11 protein-coding genes, 1 pseudogene and 1 riboswitch are annotated in these 16,654 nt (G+C 62.4%); of the genes and pseudogenes, 8 read left to right on the top strand and 4 right to left on the bottom strand.

Translation table 11 applies throughout. The annotated features are described in order from the left end of the window. Positions 1-130: 130 nt before the first annotated feature. Together G1C98_RS09310 and G1C98_RS02845 are read left to right on the top strand one after the other, a co-directional pair. Positions 131-1,987: a type IV pilus twitching motility protein PilT gene (locus tag G1C98_RS09310; RefSeq protein WP_169079010.1), complete on the top strand. Its 1,857-nt coding sequence runs from the start codon at positions 131-133 to the stop codon at positions 1,985-1,987. Positions 1,988-2,293: 306 nt separating this feature from the next. Then, a complete protein-coding gene (locus tag G1C98_RS02845; RefSeq protein ID WP_169079008.1) occupies positions 2,294-3,442 on the top strand; it encodes a hypothetical protein in 1,149 nt (382 codons plus the stop codon). A 57-nt stretch (positions 3,443-3,499) separates the two neighbouring features. On the opposite strand, the gene G1C98_RS02840 is transcribed toward G1C98_RS02845, so the two are convergent. Then, the gene (locus tag G1C98_RS02840; protein ID WP_205831847.1) at positions 3,500-4,360 is read right to left on the bottom strand and encodes an aldo/keto reductase; all 861 of its coding nucleotides are present in this window, start codon (positions 4,358-4,360) and stop codon (positions 3,500-3,502) included. A 245-nt stretch (positions 4,361-4,605) separates the two neighbouring features. Here G1C98_RS02840 and G1C98_RS02835 point away from each other — a divergent pair, with 245 nt between their 5' ends. From G1C98_RS02835 to G1C98_RS02810, 6 genes and pseudogenes are all read left to right on the top strand, one after another. Then, positions 4,606-5,049, top strand: coding sequence for a MerR family transcriptional regulator (locus G1C98_RS02835; protein WP_169079004.1), 444 nt, complete (start codon positions 4,606-4,608; stop codon positions 5,047-5,049). Between the two features lie 333 nt (positions 5,050-5,382). Further along, on the top strand, positions 5,383-5,865 hold the full coding sequence (locus tag G1C98_RS02830; RefSeq protein WP_169079002.1) for a DUF805 domain-containing protein: 483 nt from the start codon (positions 5,383-5,385) through the stop codon (positions 5,863-5,865). 38 nt (positions 5,866-5,903) lie between these two features. Further along, a riboswitch (TPP riboswitch) is annotated at positions 5,904-6,013 on the top strand. Continuing rightward, positions 6,005-6,904 (top strand): hydroxyethylthiazole kinase, encoded by a 900-nt coding sequence (thiM, locus tag G1C98_RS02825; RefSeq protein ID WP_169079000.1) that lies wholly within the window; start codon positions 6,005-6,007, stop codon positions 6,902-6,904. It overlaps the preceding riboswitch by 9 nt. Positions 6,905-7,109: 205 nt before the next feature. Then, a pseudogene (gene thiC / locus G1C98_RS02820) lies at positions 7,110-9,668 on the top strand (phosphomethylpyrimidine synthase ThiC); the annotation flags it as partial. Between the two features lie 62 nt (positions 9,669-9,730). Beyond that, the gene (gene thiD / locus G1C98_RS02815) at positions 9,731-10,531 is read left to right on the top strand and encodes a bifunctional hydroxymethylpyrimidine kinase/phosphomethylpyrimidine kinase (RefSeq protein ID WP_169078996.1); all 801 of its coding nucleotides are present in this window, start codon (positions 9,731-9,733) and stop codon (positions 10,529-10,531) included. Between the two features lie 162 nt (positions 10,532-10,693). After that, positions 10,694-11,080 carry a thiamine-binding protein gene (locus G1C98_RS02810; protein ID WP_169078995.1) on the top strand — a complete coding sequence of 129 codons (387 nt, stop codon included), beginning with the start codon at positions 10,694-10,696 and terminating at the stop codon, positions 11,078-11,080. Positions 11,081-11,749: 669 nt separating this feature from the next. On the opposite strand, the gene gmk is transcribed toward G1C98_RS02810, so the two are convergent. From gmk to carB, 3 genes are read right to left on the bottom strand one after another with little or no spacing between them, the layout of a single operon-like run. Then, positions 11,750-12,343 (bottom strand): guanylate kinase, encoded by a 594-nt coding sequence (gmk, locus tag G1C98_RS02805; RefSeq protein WP_169078993.1) that lies wholly within the window; start codon positions 12,341-12,343, stop codon positions 11,750-11,752. Next, positions 12,340-13,269, bottom strand: coding sequence for an orotidine-5'-phosphate decarboxylase (gene pyrF, locus G1C98_RS02800; protein WP_169078991.1), 930 nt, complete (start codon positions 13,267-13,269; stop codon positions 12,340-12,342). Before pyrF ends, gmk begins: the two co-directional genes overlap by 4 nt. Position 13,270: 1 nt before the next feature. Beyond that, positions 13,271-16,654 (bottom strand): carbamoyl-phosphate synthase large subunit, encoded by a 3,384-nt coding sequence (gene carB, locus G1C98_RS02795; RefSeq protein WP_169078989.1) that lies wholly within the window; start codon positions 16,652-16,654, stop codon positions 13,271-13,273.

The raw sequence follows: 16,654 nt of genomic DNA, 5'->3' as shown, positions 1-16,654 counted from the left end.
CGGTACATCCGCCCGCACATTCCAAGTCACACACGCAACGCCCCGGATGCCGGCCGATAAGCGACCATCGACCGGCATCGAAACCCCAAGTTTTTCAATGAAGAAAGCAATCGAGACTAAGGACAAACACATGACTGATGCGGCAGAGCAGGCCGAATGGGATTCGGACAACGGCTCTTATCTGGCTGGATTGAAGGGCGTGACCATTCCCAGCACAGCCCCTTCGCTGAACGAAACGCGCAAGCGCGGCCGGCACGGCTCCTCCGAGGACGCGCTGCAGGCCGACTCGTCCGACATGATGGGCATTTTCGAATCGCTGAACGGCAAGCCGGCCGTGCAGATGACCGTCGAATCGATCGTTCCGGCAAAGCCTGCCGGGCAAGACGATGACGCGGCTGAGGAAAACGGCGACGGCGGTGCTGTCAGTGAACAGCCCCAGCCTACGCCCGCCGTACAGGCACCCGCTCAGGCAGCCACTCAAGCAGCCGACACGACGGCCACGCAACAGGCCAGCCAAGCAGCAGCCGGCCAGAATAACAACAAACCAGCCAAGTCATGGTTCTCCAAGCCCGAATCCACCAAGCCCGCGCAGCGACCCGCCCCGTTCCCCACAGCGCACAAGCCCTCCATGCCGCCCAGCGACGACTACTACGCCATGCCCGGCGAGACGCATGGCGGCGAGACGGAATCCATGGAACCGCTCACGACCCGCATGCCCGAGCTCGACCCCGAATTCACGCGCGGCACCGGAACCGCGCCGCAGATCCCGTTGAGCAGCATCCCCTCGCCGCTGCCAGTCACCGACTTCGTGGTGCCGGAAACCACCGGCACCGACAAGGACGCCATTCCCCCGCAGCGCTTGGAAAAAGCGAAGCTCGTGGAAGAGACGCTCCGCGCCGAGCATCCTGACGCGGACGACGAATTCGTGGCCGCCATCCGCCAGCTCGTCGAACTGAACGCCTCCGATCTGCACCTGGTGGTCAACGACCCGCCGATGCTGCGCGTGGACGGCAAGCTGCAACCTGCCAAGGGGCTGAGCGTGTGGGACAAGGACCACACCTTCGCGGCGGTGCAGACCATGACCAACGATCTGGAACTCGAACGCTTCAAAGACGACCTGGAACTCGACATCTCATTCTCCATCGGCGACCTGCTGCGATTCCGCGTGAACGTGTACCGCGACCGGCTCGGCATCTGCGCCGCTCTGCGAACCATCCCGACCGAAATCAAAACCGCCCAGCAGCTCGATCTCGACCCGCGCATCGCCGATCTGGCCATGCTGCCGCGAGGTCTGGTGCTCGTATGCGGCCCGACCGGCTCCGGCAAGTCGACCACGCTGGCCGCCATCGTCGATAAGGCGAACGCGGAACGCGCGGATCACATCATCACCATCGAGGATCCTATCGAGTTCGTGCACAAGCACAAGCGCTGCGTGATGAGCCAGCGCGAGGTGGGCACCGACACGAAGAGCTTCGCCGAGGCGCTGAAACGTGCGCTGCGCGAGGACCCGGACATCATCGAGGTGGGCGAGCTTCGAGACCTGGAAACCATCTCCACCGCACTGACCGCCGTGGAGACCGGCCACCTGGTGTTCGCCACCCTGCATACGCAGGACGCAGGCTCCACCGTGGACCGACTGATCGACGTGTACCCGGAGAACCAGCAGCAGCAGATCCGCGTGCAGGTGGCGTCCACGCTGCGCGCCGTGGTGGTGCAGACACTGCTCCCACGCGCCAGCGGGCATGGCCGAGTGCCGGCCACCGAAGTGATGCTCAACACCCCGGCCGTGGCGGCGCTGATCCGCGGCGGCAAGGCCCACCAGATTCGCACGGTGCTGCAATCCGGCGAGAAGGAAGGCATGCACACACTCGACCAGGATTTGGCACGCCTGGTGAACAAGGGCACCGTGAAGTACGAGGACGCCCTCGCCAAGGTGCAGGTGCTTGACGAATTCGAGAAGATGGCCGGCGCACGCTCCGTGTTCTAAAAGTTGCGCCGATTCGGATGCGCCTCCCCCTTTTGGGCGTGGCATGGGCGGTGCGGAATGGTTTGGCCGTTCCGCACCGCCCATGTTTTTGCCCATGTTTTTTGAAAAGCATCCGGAGGCCGGACCGCCCGCCGGAAAAACGCGACAAAAGAATGATCGTTATGTCGCGAAACGGCATGGATTCGCATGACTGGCGGGAAAATCACTACAACAGCTGCAAAGAACGGCTTGGGATAGACTGGGCAAGCGCGGCCGTAGTGAGGGAAGAGCGGCTTCAAGCAGGCATGGAAAGAGGGACGGCACACGATGATGTTCTACGATGCCAACCGGCGCAGTTCACGCATCGCGGCACGCATACTGGTCGTGCTGCTCATCGTCGGCGGCGGGTTCGGCATCGCCGGGAATCGGCAGATCTCCGGCAGCGAACTCGAATCCATCCGCACCGTGGTCGAAGCCACGCAGTCGACACGCACCACGGCCAAGGCGAGCGCGGATTTCGCGCAAGGCACCGTGCACGCCAATGATTTCCGCAACGATATCGCCGCCACACGCAAGGCCATCGACGCGTATGACGCAGTGGCCAAGGATCCGAACGTCACACGACTCGCCTCGGATTCGCCGTTAGCCCGGTTCAGTCTCACGCCGCGAAGCACCCTGACCGATACCGTCGATCGACTGGAAAACGCCGCGAGCGCCGTACAGACGCAGACCGCCACGCTCGTCAACAGCATGGAGACCACGTTCGCCAATGATTTCCGTACGGACGGTGGGCATTGGCTGGTGCAGGTCGATGACCCGGCCAATATCAACGATCTCGTCGACCGCTATGGCAGGCAACGCTCGTACCAGACGCTGAGCGAGCATCTGGATGACCTGAAAAACCTCTATGCCCTGGAGCAGCAGGTGCGCCAGCAGGTAACGGATTCCATTGCCGGATTGCATACGGCCGAGGCGAATGCGGCGCAGATCGCCGTGCCCGCGGACGCTGCCGCATTGGACACCGCAGGATGGATGGGCATGGCGCAATCGGTGGCGTCCACGTTGGGTGTGCAGGTGAAGCAGACCGACGTGTACGGGTGCCCCGGCGTCGACAATGACGGCGGCAGTGGCAGCGATCTGGTGATCGGGTTTTTCTGCGGCGGCGAGCGGTCCAGCCGCAACGAGGTGAATATGCTGGTCACGCATCCGCAATGGCCGGCGGTGGAGAGCAGCCCGCTGCTTGTCGACTATACGAAGCATGAGCTGGCGCATCGTTCGATCATGATCGTATGTGGTACCACCGAGCCGGCGAACGCCGCGAACCGGACGGAAGCCGTGACCAATTCGTATGCCGTGCTGTTCTATGGTGCCAGCCGCGAGCGCATCGCGGACAGCCAGCAGGGTTTGGCGGCGTATGCGATGGATGCGCAGAGCGACCGGATCGCGCAGGCCATTCACAGCGGCACCTGCGCGTGAGATCGGCATCTGCCGCGCCATCGCCTCGCCGGCGGTGATGCCACCGACCGATACGGGTCACTCGCGGCCGGCGCGATCCTTGACATAGCCTACGAAGCGGTCGACCGCTTCGGGGGTGTCGTGGCGGAAGAACATGCTGGTCCTGGTGTCGAGTCCCGCGATGGTTGCCATCTCGTCATCGGAAAGCCGGAAATCGAAGATGTTCAGATTTTCCTCCATGCGTTCCTTGTGCGTGGACTTGGGAAGGGCGATGATGTCGCGCTGGGTGAGCCAGCGCAGGATCACCTGCGCGACGGACTTGCCATGCGTCTCGCCGATCTTGGCCAGGGTGGGGTTGGAGAACATGTTCTGCATGCCTTCCCCGAACGGCGCCCATGCTTCCTGCGCCACGCCACGCCTGATCATGTTTTTGCGAGCTTCGATCTGCTGGTTGAACGGATTGGTCTCGACCTGGTTGACCATGGGGGCGATCTCGTTGAAGGCGACCATGTCGGCCAGACGATCCGGGTAGAAGTTGCTTACACCGATGGCACGGATCACGCCGTCCTTGTAGAGCTTTTCAAGCGCGTGCCATGCGCCGTAGGTATCGGAGAACGGCTGATGCAGCAGTACCAGGTCGAGATAGTCGGTGCCGAGCTTCTTCAAGGACACATCGACGGACTTCAGCGTGTTCTCATAGCCGTAGTTGCTGATCCAGATCTTGGTAGTGAGGAACAGCTCCTTGCGGTCGATGCTGGAATCCTTGATGCCCTGGCCGACTTCGGCCTCGTTGAAGTACGACTGCGCGGTGTCGATATGACGGTACCCGGTCTCAATGGCCTCGCACACGCAACGTGGTGCGTCGTCCTTGCTGATCTGGAAGACGCCATAACCGATCTTCGGGATTTCGACGCCATTGGCAAGCTTCACATACTCCATTGTTTTCCTTCCGTGGATTCGTTGATTTCGTATGCCGGCATGTATGCCGTTCATGGCCTTAACGATAAAATCCGGTAGCTGCTACCGGTCAAACCGCAACACGCCGGTACTATCTACCGGTAAGTACAACCGGAAGCGTGGCATGATGGGGATCAGAAAAAGAACAATGTGCGGGCACAACCCGGCCTCATCCCGACAACACCCGACGAACGCTCTACCGCACAATATCCGCAAGGAGACTCTATATGGCAATCACGGCAATACCACCCCGCGCGAACATGAAAACCTATACGATGAAACAGGCCTGCGAGCTGACCGGCATGAACTACGAAGCATTGAAGTTCTATTGCAATTCCGGGCTTGTGCCGGGACTCAAACGGGATCAGAACAACCGACGCGTCTTCGATGAGCGATGCATCGCTTGGATCAACGGTCTGACATGTCTCAAGCGATGCGGTCTCGGAATCAAAGAAATGCAACATTACACGCAGCTCTGTCTCGAAGGTGAGTCATCGATACCGGAACGACAGGAAATCCTCGCCGAAAAACGCGAGCACCTCGAAACGCAACTGGAGGAACTGCGTAAAGCCATCGCCTACATCGACGAAAAGCAGCGCTTCTATGAAGATGTGACCGCCGGCAGGACGGCATACTGCAGCAACGTCATCAACACGACGCAGGAGGTCTGAAGCAGGATATCCCAACCTGTGGGATTACTCCACTGGGGCCGCATTATGTCCTGCTAACGTTTTCATATATTCAGAGTCGAAGCCCCGGAAATCGAAAGGCATGCCATGTCGACCCCGAACCAATACCGATCTTCCGATCAGAGCGATTACCAATACACTCCTCAGGACCATTATGACTTCAATGATTCGAGCAGCGTACAACACGCACGGCCGCAATTCGGCGTACACCACACGTCGGAAAGCGACTCATCCACGTACGCATGGCAGACGGACGGTGGGCATAGTCGCCCCCACTTCGTCCCGTCCATCAATCAGCCTGCATACGGTTGCAGTATGCGTGAAGCGTTCCTGAGATTCTGGAAGAAGGCTCTTGATTTCAGAGGACGCGCATCACGCAGTGAATTCTGGTGGTGGATGCTGTGCGATCTTCTCATCATAATCGCGGCGAGCTTCGCCATCGCAGCGCTGTACAGGAGCATCGGCGGAAGCGGCTTCCCCAGTGCGATTTTCGGCAAATTCCCGCTCATGTGGAAGATGGCGACGATTATTCCATTCATCGCGCTTTCCATTCGCCGATTGCATGATTCCGGTCACGGCGGCAAGACGTTTGCCGTGTTGCTGATCATGTCGTTCGCTGGCACGCTTTTGGGAGATTCCGTGGGATTGACAATCAGCCATGGCGCAATACATACGATTGACGACACGAGCGCCAGCCTTGGCATGGCCGCCATCGCACTGTTGCTGACATCCGGCTCCAAAATCGCCTACATCGTGTTCATGGCATTGCCGAGCAAGAGCCCAGCCACACGCCACTAGCCTGTGTCAACACCCTTGTATACGTTGAAAACCGTATCTTGTACATGCAGGGGGGCTTCCCGCACACGCGGAAAGCTGAGATAGGCGAACGCCTGACCCTTTGAACCTGTTGGTTAGGACCAACGTAGGGAGCAGCGCAATGAGTGGCAGCTCATACACTGGCGGCACAGCAGCCGTTTCCGCAACCGATTCGATCCGTGAACGCATCGCGCAGGCCGTAAACAGCGTGCGCGAAACCACTCCGCTGGCGCAGTCGTTCACGAATTTCGTCACCATCAATCTAGTGGCGAACGCACAGCTTGCCGCAGGCGGCACCGCAGCCATGAGCTTTCTGCCGGACGATATCGTGGACACCGCGAAGATCGCCGGTTCGACATACATCAACGTGGGCACGCTGCTGCCGTTCTACAAGGACGCGTTGGCGGACATCGCCCGGAAACTGCAGTACCTGGGCAAGCCGTGGGTGCTTGACCCGGTGGCCGCCGGCATCGGCAAGACCCGTACCGCCATTCTGCAGTCCTTCAAGGCCGCTCCCCCGACGGTGATTCGCGGCAACGCCAGCGAGATCATCGCACTGGACGCCATGTGGGAGCTCGGCGCACCGGCGAGAGCCGATGCCGAAACCACCCGTCCCGCCGGCGTGGAGGCCGTGGACGAGGTGGAGTCCTCCGTGCAGGCCGCCAAGCGTCTGGCCCGGTATCTTGCGCAGCATGCGCCGAACGGCAAGGGCGCGGTCGCCGTGTCCGGCGAAGCCGATCTGGTGACCGATGGCGAGACCGTGTACCGCCTGCCCGGAGGCAGCGCGATGATGACGAAGATCACCGGCGCCGGCTGCTCGCTCGGCGGCGTGACCGCCACCTACCTTGCCGTGGCGGAACCGCTGACCGCCTCCCTGGCGGCGTCGCTGCTGTACAATCGCGCCAGCGAGATCGCCGAACGCGAATCCAACGGCCCCGGATCCTTCCAGGTCGCGTTCCTCGACGCGTTGTGGAACATCACCGCCGATCAGGTCGCGGAATCGCGCATCCTCATCGGCTGATTGCCTTCGGCGCGCGCGGCGGTTCTCCGCTTTCATGACCGTACGCGCCGGCTTCACGCATACCGTTCGTTCATCTCATTCATCCATCCATGCCATTGCGCCGTGTATGCCAGCCCAACGCATGCCCGAACACCGGTTCGTCCGCGCCCTCGGGTCCTTGCATCACGGCCGTATTACCTTTCCCATACCGACAAAGGGGACAATAATGACCAACAATTACCCATACGCATCCATGCGCGACTGTTTCGACCTGAGCGCCTACTTCGTGGTAGGCCCCGAGGATTGCAAGGGCCGCCCGATCACCGACGTGGTGGACGACGCGCTGCGCGGCGGCGCGACCTTCATCCAGCTGCGTGCCAAGAAGATGGATGCCAAGGAACTCACCGAGACCGCACGCGACATCGCGCAGATCATCGAGGACAACGGCAAGTCCGACACCGTGCCGTTCGTGATCGACGACCGTGTGGACGTGGTGTGGCAGGCCCGCAACAAGGGCATCAAGGTGGACGGCGTGCATATCGGCCAGACCGATATGGAACCGCGCGAGGCCCGTGAGCTGCTTGGCGAGGACGCCATCGTGGGCCTGTCCGCCGAGACGGAAAGCCTGGTCAAGCTCATCAACGAACTGCCCGCAGGCTGCATCGACTACATCGGTGCCGGCCCGCTGCACGTCTCCACCACCAAGCCCGAGGCTTCCGTGGGCGGCAATGACGGCTCCGGTCGCACGCTCGACGAGGAGCAGATCAACACCATCTGCGCGGCGAGCGACTTCCCGGTCGTGGTCGGCGGCGGCGTGCATGCCGACGATATGGAAATGCTGGCCTCCACGGACGCCGCCGGCTGGTTCGTGGTGTCCGCCATCGCCGGTGCCGACGATCCGGAGGCCGCCACCCGCGAGATGGTGACGCGTTGGAAGGCCGTGCGCGGCGACAAGAAGCACGGCTACGCACCGCGCCCGGCTGCAGCACCGAGCGACACGAGCAAGCAGCCGGAACAGCCCGCCGAGAAGAAGTTCACCAACGCCAAGGAAGCCAAGGCCGCCTCCAAGCTGGCCAAGCAGCAGCGCGTGGACATCGCCGCCCGTGGCTCCAAGCAGCGCGACAAGGCGCATATTCGCAAGACCACGCCCGTCCATTTCGAGAACCAGTTCGGCACCTACGATCTGGAAGTGCCGTACACCGAGATCAAGCTGTCCGACACCCCCGGCGTCGGACCGAACCCGCCGTTCAAGGACTACAACACGGAAGGCCCCAAGTGCGATCCGAAGGAAGGCCTGGCACCGCTTCGCCTCGACTGGATCCGCGACCGCGGCGACGTGGAGGAATACGAGGGACGCCGCCGCAACCTTGAGGACGACGGCAAGCGCGCCATCAAGCGCGGCAAGGCCTCCAAGGAATGGCGCGGACGCCAGCACAAGCCGATGCGCGCCAAGGACCACCCGGTGACGCAGATGTGGTATGCGCGCCACAACATCATCACCCCGGAAATGCGCTACGTGGCCGAACGCGAGCATTGCAGCGTGGAGCTCGTGCGTTCCGAACTGGCCGCCGGTCGCGCGGTGATGCCGTGCAACATCAACCACCCCGAGGCCGAGCCGATGATCATCGGTTCGAAGTTCCTCACCAAGCTCAACGCGAACATGGGCAATTCCGCCGTCACCTCGTCCATCGACGAAGAGGTGGAGAAGCTGACGTGGGCGACCAAATGGGGCGCCGACACCGTGATGGATCTGTCCACCGGCAACGACATCCACACCACGCGCGAGTGGATCCTGCGCAACTCCCCCGTCCCGATCGGCACCGTGCCGATGTACCAGGCGCTGGAGAAGGTCGAGGACGACGCGTCCAAGCTGAGCTGGGAGCTGTTCCGCGACACCGTGATCGAACAGTGCGAGCAGGGCGTGGACTACATGACGATCCATGCCGGCGTGCTGATGCGTTACGTGCCGCTGACCGCCAACCGCATGACCGGCATCGTCTCGCGCGGCGGCTCGATCATGGCCGAATGGTGCCTGCAGCATCATCAGGAAAGCTTCCTGTACACGCACTTCGACGAACTGTGCGACATCTTCGCCAAATACGATGTGGCGTTCTCACTGGGCGACGGCCTGCGCCCCGGTTCGCTCGCGGACGCGAACGACCAGGCGCAGCTGGCCGAACTCATGACCTTGGGCGAACTGACCAAGCGCGCCTGGGCCAAGGACGTGCAGGTCATGATCGAAGGACCGGGCCATATTCCGTTCGACACCGTGCGCATGAACATCGAGATGGAAAAGGCTATCTGCAACGATGCGCCGTTCTACACGCTCGGCCCGCTCACCACCGATACCGCCCCCGGCTACGACCACATCACCTCCGCCATCGGCGGCGTGGAGATCGCACGCTACGGCACCGCCATGCTGTGCTACGTCACACCGAAGGAACACCTCGGTCTGCCGAACAAGGACGACGTCAAGCAGGGCGTGATCGCCTACAAGATCGCCTGCCATGCGGCCGACATCGCCAAGCACCACCCGCACGCCATGGACCGCGACAACGCGATGAGCAAGGCACGCTTCGAATTCCGCTGGCTCGACCAGTTCAACCTGAGCTACGACCCGGACACCGCCATCGCCTACCATGACGAGACGCTGCCCGCTGAGCCCGCGAAGATGGCGCATTTCTGCTCCATGTGCGGCCCGAAGTTCTGCTCCATGGCCATCTCGCAGAACATTCGCAAGAAGTTCGGCGACGCGGCCGCGCAGGAAAGGCTCGTGGCCGAAGCCCAGCAGGACTGAGCGACTGCGAGTAGGCTGAAAGCGGAGAACCACACACCAAGGAGACATGAATGGAACACACGACATTGCAACCGGTACTCGCCATCGCCGGATCGGATTCCTCCGGCGGCGCAGGCATTCAGGCCGATCTGAAGACCATGCTGGCCAACGGCGTATTCGGCATGAGCGCCATCACCGCGCTCACCGCGCAGAACACCACCGGCGTGCGTTCCATTCAAGACACCGAACCGTCGATCCTCGCCGATCAGATCGATGCGGTATTCGACGATATTCCACCGGTCGCGGTGAAGATCGGCATGGTCTCCTCGGTGGATCTCATCAACGCCATCGCCGATCGCCTCACCGCCCATCACGCCACCAACGTGGTACTCGACCCGGTTATGGTGGCCACCTCGGGCGCAAAGCTCATCAGCGACGACGCCATCGACGCGCTCACAAGCCGCCTGTTCCCCCTCGCCACGGTGATCACGCCGAACATTCCGGAAACCTGTGCGCTGACCGGACTGGATATCGACGACGCGGCAGGCATGGAACGTGCCGCGCTGGCACTCACCCGGCAGTATGGCTGCGCCTCGCTGGTCAAAGGCGGGCACAACACGAACGACGCGAACGACGTGCTGGCGCAGACCGACGGCACCATCACCTGGTTCGAAGGCAAGCGCGTGGACAATCCGAACACGCACGGCACCGGCTGCACGCTGAGCTCCGCTATCGCCTCGCATCTGGCGCTTGGCGAAACGCTGCCCGAAGCCATCCGCAGCGCCAAGGCGTACCTGACCGGCGCGTTGAACGCGCAGCTTGACCTGGGCCACGGCTCCGGCCCGATGGATCACGCCTGGCGCTGGCGCTGACGCCATGCCCGTGTATCACAGTGGAATCCGTTCCACTTGATGCACGGGCGTTTTCGCGTTACGCAGCATCGCACAACATCCCCATGCCGCGGCGCGCGGTTTCGCCGCTGCGGCGTATCACATAGAAACACCCATACAGCACCAAGAGAAACGAGGAATGCAATGGCTCTTGACCGCAATGCCGAAAAGCAGGAAGTCCCCATCGATCCGAAGACCGGCAAACCGTACATCAACACGCTGGCGGCCGTGGCCATCAGCCCGGCCGGCGCAAGCCCGGAGAAATCCACGTACGTGTCGCAGGCGGTGGATGTGATCCGTCAGTCCGGTCTGCCGAACGAGACGAACGCCATGTTCACGAACATCGAAGGCGATATCGACGATGTGCTCAAGGTGATCCGTGACGCGACGATGAAGCTCGCAGGCCAGGGCTACCGCACCGATGTGGTGATCCGTCTTGACATCCGCCCCGGGTTCGAAGGCCAGATCCATGCCAAGCAGGAGCTGGTGGACGAGATCCTCGGCGAGCAGCAGGGCGACAAGCAGGACTGACGTGTTACCGACCCGTATCGTGGGCTGGGAATGACCGCCGTAGTACGGTTGCTGTTCCCAGCCCGCGCCGATAACGGCACTGATACGCAAATGCGCCGGCAAAGCGGAACCATCGATCCGTTTTGCCGGCGCATTGCCATATGTAAACATTCGGACATCCCTCACCCGCAGTCCCCCCACCAGCCAGCGTGGCCGGATACGGATGGCATTCAGCTACAGCCGCACATACTCGCCCTCAGCGCAGCCAAACCTGCAACTCATCCGATTACGGCTACGCTCATCGCTTCTCAGCGTGGCCGTACACAGGTATCATCCACGAATCACCACACACGGCATCCTTCAGCGTAGCCGCTTGCAGATATCATCCGTCTATCGCCCCACTATTGGCCCCTAGCGCAGCCAGACGCGTCTCTCATCCGGTTTTGGCCACGCACAATGCCTACCAGCATGGCTATATGCGGATACATCACGCACACCGCCACACACAGCATCGCCAGCACAGCCACATACGGCCGTCATCCGGCAATCGTCACGCCCGCACCCCGCATATTGCATATGCAGCCACACACAGCCACGCATGCCGCAGGCCGCCAAACGAAAAGCGGGCGGAAGCCATAATCGACTTCCGCCCGCTGCAACGAACAACAATGCGCAACCAGAAACGGCACGCTACTTCTGCAGGCCGTACTCCTCGGCGATCACCTTCCACAGATCATCCGCGGCCTTATCCACGGTGTCGTTGACGATGACCACATCGAACTCGTTCTCGGCCGCAAGCTCCACCTTCGCGGTCTCCAACCGCTTGGCCTGCTGATCGGCGGTTTCGGTACCACGCCCGACCAGCCTACGCTTGAGCTCCTCGAACGACGGCGGCGCGATGAACACGCTCACCACCTCAAGCCCGAGCTCGGCGGCACGTTCGCGTACACGCCGCGCACCCTGCAGATCGATCTCCAACAGCGTGGGAACGTTCCTGCTCAGATGCTCCTTCACCGGTTCCAACGGCGTGCCGTAATGGGCCATGCCGTGTACCACGGCGGTCTCCAGGAACTTGCCTTCGCGCTCCCCCGCCACGAACTCGTCCTCGGTCATGAACCAGTAGTTCACGCCGTCCTGTTCGCCGGGTCGCGGGTCGCGGGTGGTGGCGGATACCGACACCCAGATCTCGGGGTGATCGGCAAGCAGCTTCTGCTCCACCGTGCCCTTGCCGACCGCAGTCGGACCGCTCAGCACGATAAGACGTCCGTTCGTCACTCTGCTCATACCTCCATGGTTTCGTCTTCGGCTTCCATCATGGCCTGGCGCACATCCAGGGCGATGGATTCGGTGGCCGCCGCAAGATCGGCGATGGCCGGTCCCTTGGTGGCGATGGAACGGGACACGGTGACCAGTACGTTGCCATGCGTGCCCTTGAACAGGGTTTTCAGATCCTCAGCCTCGGCACCCTGCCAGCCATAGCCCGGGGAAAGAATCGGACCGGTGAAATGCGCTGGATTGACGCCGGTCTGTTCGATCCACTGCCCCACCGTCGCGCCCACGATCAGGCCGACAGAGCCCATGCCCTCATGCTCGGCGTTGTGCTTCTGCGCGGCGGCGGCGATGCCATAGGCCACGGTCTGCCCCTTGTAGGAGCCGCTTTGGCGAATGGCGCTCTGCACGCTGCGCCCTTCCTCGTTCGAGGTGAGCGAGGCGATGAACACACCGCCGCCGTTGTCGAGGGCGTCGTCGATCAGGCCACGTAGCGAACGCTCACCGTAATACGGCAGCAGCGTGATCGCATCGGCCTTCATCGGCGCACCAGGCTTGAAATACGCGTCGGCGATGGCGGAGATGGTGGTGGAAAGACCTCCATGCACGCAATCCACGATGGTGATCACACCCATCTGCCGCGCCGCGTAGAGCAGCCGTTCCAATACGGCAAAGCCTTTGGAACCGTACCGTTCGAACATGGGCATCTGGAATTTGACGGCGGCGGCGCGGCCGTTCGCGGCCTGCAGCATGCGCATCGAGAACATCTCCGCGCCGTTCGCGTCAACGTTGTAGCCCCAGTCCGTCAGGAGTCTGCGATGCGGGTCAATGCCAACGCACAGCGGACCGTACTTGCTCATGGAGTTGTGCAGACGCAGGCCGAAATTGGAGCGTTCCGCACGAAGCTGATCCTCGTGGCTGCTGGCAATGACGTCGTTCATCTCAGTGTCCTTCGTTTTCCAGGGCGAACAACTGCTGTGCGTGTTCCTGAATGCTCATCACCTGGTAATCGTTGCGCTTGACCGCGTCGATGGCGAGCAGCACGGCGTTGAACTCGGTGATGGTGGTGAACTGCGGCAGATCCGCGGCGATGGCGGCGGCACGAATCGAATAGCCGTCCGCACGAGATCCGCGCGAGTTCGGGGTGTTGAGAATCATGTCGATCTCGCCCTCTTCGATGAGCTGAACCACGTTCTTGCCCACGGAGCCTTCGGCATGCTTGATAACCACCGGATCGTCCGGGGCGGAGTCGACACGGCCGGAGATCTTATCCACGATCTTCGATTCGATGCCATAGCGGCGCAGCACGGAAGCGGTGCCCTCGGTCGCCCAGATCTTGAACCCGAGCTCTTCCAGGCGCACGGCGATCAGCGGCAGCTGGCGCTTGTCGGAATCGTTCACGGAGACGAACACGTTGCCTTCGGTCGGCAGACCGCCCTCATAGGCGGCGAGCTGGCTCTTGGCGAAAGCGTGCGGAACGTCGCGGTCAAAGCCCATGACCTCGCCGGTGGAACGCATTTCGGGGCCGAGCAGCACGTCGACGGTCTTGCCGAGCGGCGTACGGAAGCGCTTGAACGGCAGCACGGATTCCTTGACCGCGATCTGCTGGCCGGGGTGGATGTCGCCGCCGTCGCCCTTCGGCAGCAGCAGGCCGTTGTCGCGCTGCTGCTGGATGGTCTCGCCGGCCATGATGCGCGCGGCGGCCTTGGCCAGCGGCACGCCAGTGGCCTTGGACGCGAACGGCACGGTACGGGAGGCACGCGGGTTGGCCTCGATCACGTACAGGGTGTTGGCCATGAAGGCGTACTGCACGTTGATCAGACCCTGCACGTTGCAGCCCTTGGCGATGGCGTAGGTGCCTTCGCGCAGACGGCGGATCTGGTCGGCGGACAGGGTGCTCGGGGGCAGGGTGCAGGCGGCGTCGCCGGAGTGCACGCCGGCCTCCTCGATGTGCTCCATGATGCCGCCGATGTACAGTTCCTTGCCGTCGAACAGCGCGTCGACGTCGATCTCGATGGCGTCCTGCAGGAACTTGTCGATCAGCAGCGGGCTGGGCAGACGGCCGGAGACCACGGTATCGGCCTTGGCCTCGTCGAGCGCGCGGTCCACGTACTTTTCGAGCTGCGCGTTGTCGTACACGATCTCCATGCCGCGGCCGCCGAGCACGTAGCTCGGGCGCACAAGCACCGGGTAACCGATGGAATGCGCGGCCTCCTGGGCCTCTTCAAGGCTCAGCGCGGTGCCGTAGCGCGGCGCGTTCATCTTGGCCTTCTTGAGTACTTCGCCGAAGAGCTCACGATTCTCGGCCAGATCGATGGCTTCCGGGGTGGTGCCCAGAATCGGCACGCCGGCGGCCTTCAGACGTGCGGCGAGCGACAGCGGGGTCTGACCGCCGAGCTGCACGATTACGCCCTTGACCGGGCCCATCTTCTTCTCGGCCTCGTAGATCTCGAGCACGTCTTCGAAGGTGAGCGGCTCGAAGTACAGACGGTCGGAGATGTCGTAATCGGTGGACACGGTCTCGGGGTTGCAGTTGACCATGATCGTGTCGTAGTCCTTGCCGAGCTCCTGCACCGCGTGCACGCAGGTGTAGTCGAACTCGATGCCCTGGCCGATGCGGTTCGGGCCGGAGCCGAGGATGATGACGGCTTCGCGTTCGCGCGGCTTGACTTCGGTTTCGTCGGCGTAGCAGGAGTAGTAGTACGGCGTGGCGGCGTCGAATTCGGCGGCGCAGGTGTCGACGGTCTTGTAGACCGGGCGCAGGCCGTAGGTCCAGCGCAGTTCGCGGATGGTGTTCTCGCCTTCGTCGCCCAAGTGGCGCAGATGCGCAATCTGCAGATCGGACAGACCGGCGAGCTTGGCCTTCTTCAGCAGCTTCGGGGTCAGCGCCTCGGCGTCACGCACGGTGAGCGCGGTCTCGTTGATCAGCGTGAACTGCTTGAGGAACCACGGGTCAATCTTGGTGGCGGCGTACAGCTGCTCGATGGTGGCGCCGCCCCAGATGGCGCGCATGAGCTGCAGGTAACGGTTCTCGGTCGGCACCTTGATGGCGTCGAGCAGGTCGTTCACCTCGTCGGCGCTCGGTGCGTCGCCGTCCCAGTTGAAGCCCATGTGGCGCTTGTCGATGGAGCGCATGGCCTTGCCCAGGGATTCCTGGAAATTGCCGCCCAAAGCCATGGCCTCGCCCACGGACTTCATGGACGTGGTCAGAGTGGGGTCGGCACCCGGGAACTTCTCGAAGGCGAAGCGCGGCACCTTGGTGACCACGTAGTCGATGGTCGGCTCGAAGGAAGCCGGGGTGGACTGGGTGATGTCGTTCTGAATCTCGTCCAGCGTGTAGCCCAGGGCCAGCTTGGTGGCGATCTTGGCGATCGGGAAGCCGGTGGCCTTGGACGCCAGTGCGGAGGAACGGGACACGCGCGGGTTCATCTCGATGACGATGATACGGCCGGTCTTCGGGTGGATGGCGAACTGGATGTTGCAGCCGCCGGTATCGACGCCCACGCCGCGGATGATGGCGATGCCGATGTCACGCAGCTTCTGGTATTCGCGGTCGGTCAGGGTGAAGCACGGGGCCACGGTGATGGAGTCGCCGGTGTGCACGCCGACCGGATCGACGTTCTCGATCGGGCAGACGACCACGACGTTGTCGTTGCGGTCGCGCATGAGCTCAAGCTCGAATTCCTTCCAGCCTTCGATGCCCTCCTCGATCAGCACCTCGTCGGTCGGCGAATAGTGGATGCCGGCACCGGCGATGCGGTGCAGCTCCTCCTCGTCGTGCGCGATGCCGGAACCCAGGCCACCCATGGTGAAGCTCGGGCGAACGACCAGCGGGTAGCCGAATTCCTCGGCGATCTTGTCGACTTCGGCCAGGGAATGCGCAATCTGCGAGCGTGCGGACTCCGCGCCTGCCTTCTCGACGACCTTCTTGAACAGTTCACGGTCCTCGCCACGGTCGATCGCGTCGAGGGAGGCGCCGATCAGTTCGACGTTGTACTTCTTGAGGATGCCGGCCTCGCCCAGTGCCATGGCGGCGTTCAGTGCGGTCTGGCCGCCCAGGGTGGGCAGCAGCGCGTCGGGGCGTTCCTTGGCGATGATGCGCTCAAGGATCGGCGTGGCGATCGGCTCGATGTAGGTGGCGTCGGCCATCTCCGGGTCGGTCATGATGGTGGCCGGGTTGGAGTTGACCAGGATGACGCGAATGCCTTCCTCGCGGAGAACGCGGCACGCCTGAGTACCTGAATAATCGAACTCCGCAGCCTGACCGATCACGATCGGGCCGGAACCGATTACCATCACGGATTTGATGTCGGTGCGCTTCGGCAT

Origin of the sequence: Bifidobacterium erythrocebi, from assembly GCF_012932675.1 — a bacterium.
GTDB lineage: Bacteria > Actinomycetota > Actinomycetes > Actinomycetales > Bifidobacteriaceae > Bifidobacterium > Bifidobacterium erythrocebi.
This window is presented reverse-complemented; position numbering and strand designations above follow the sequence as displayed.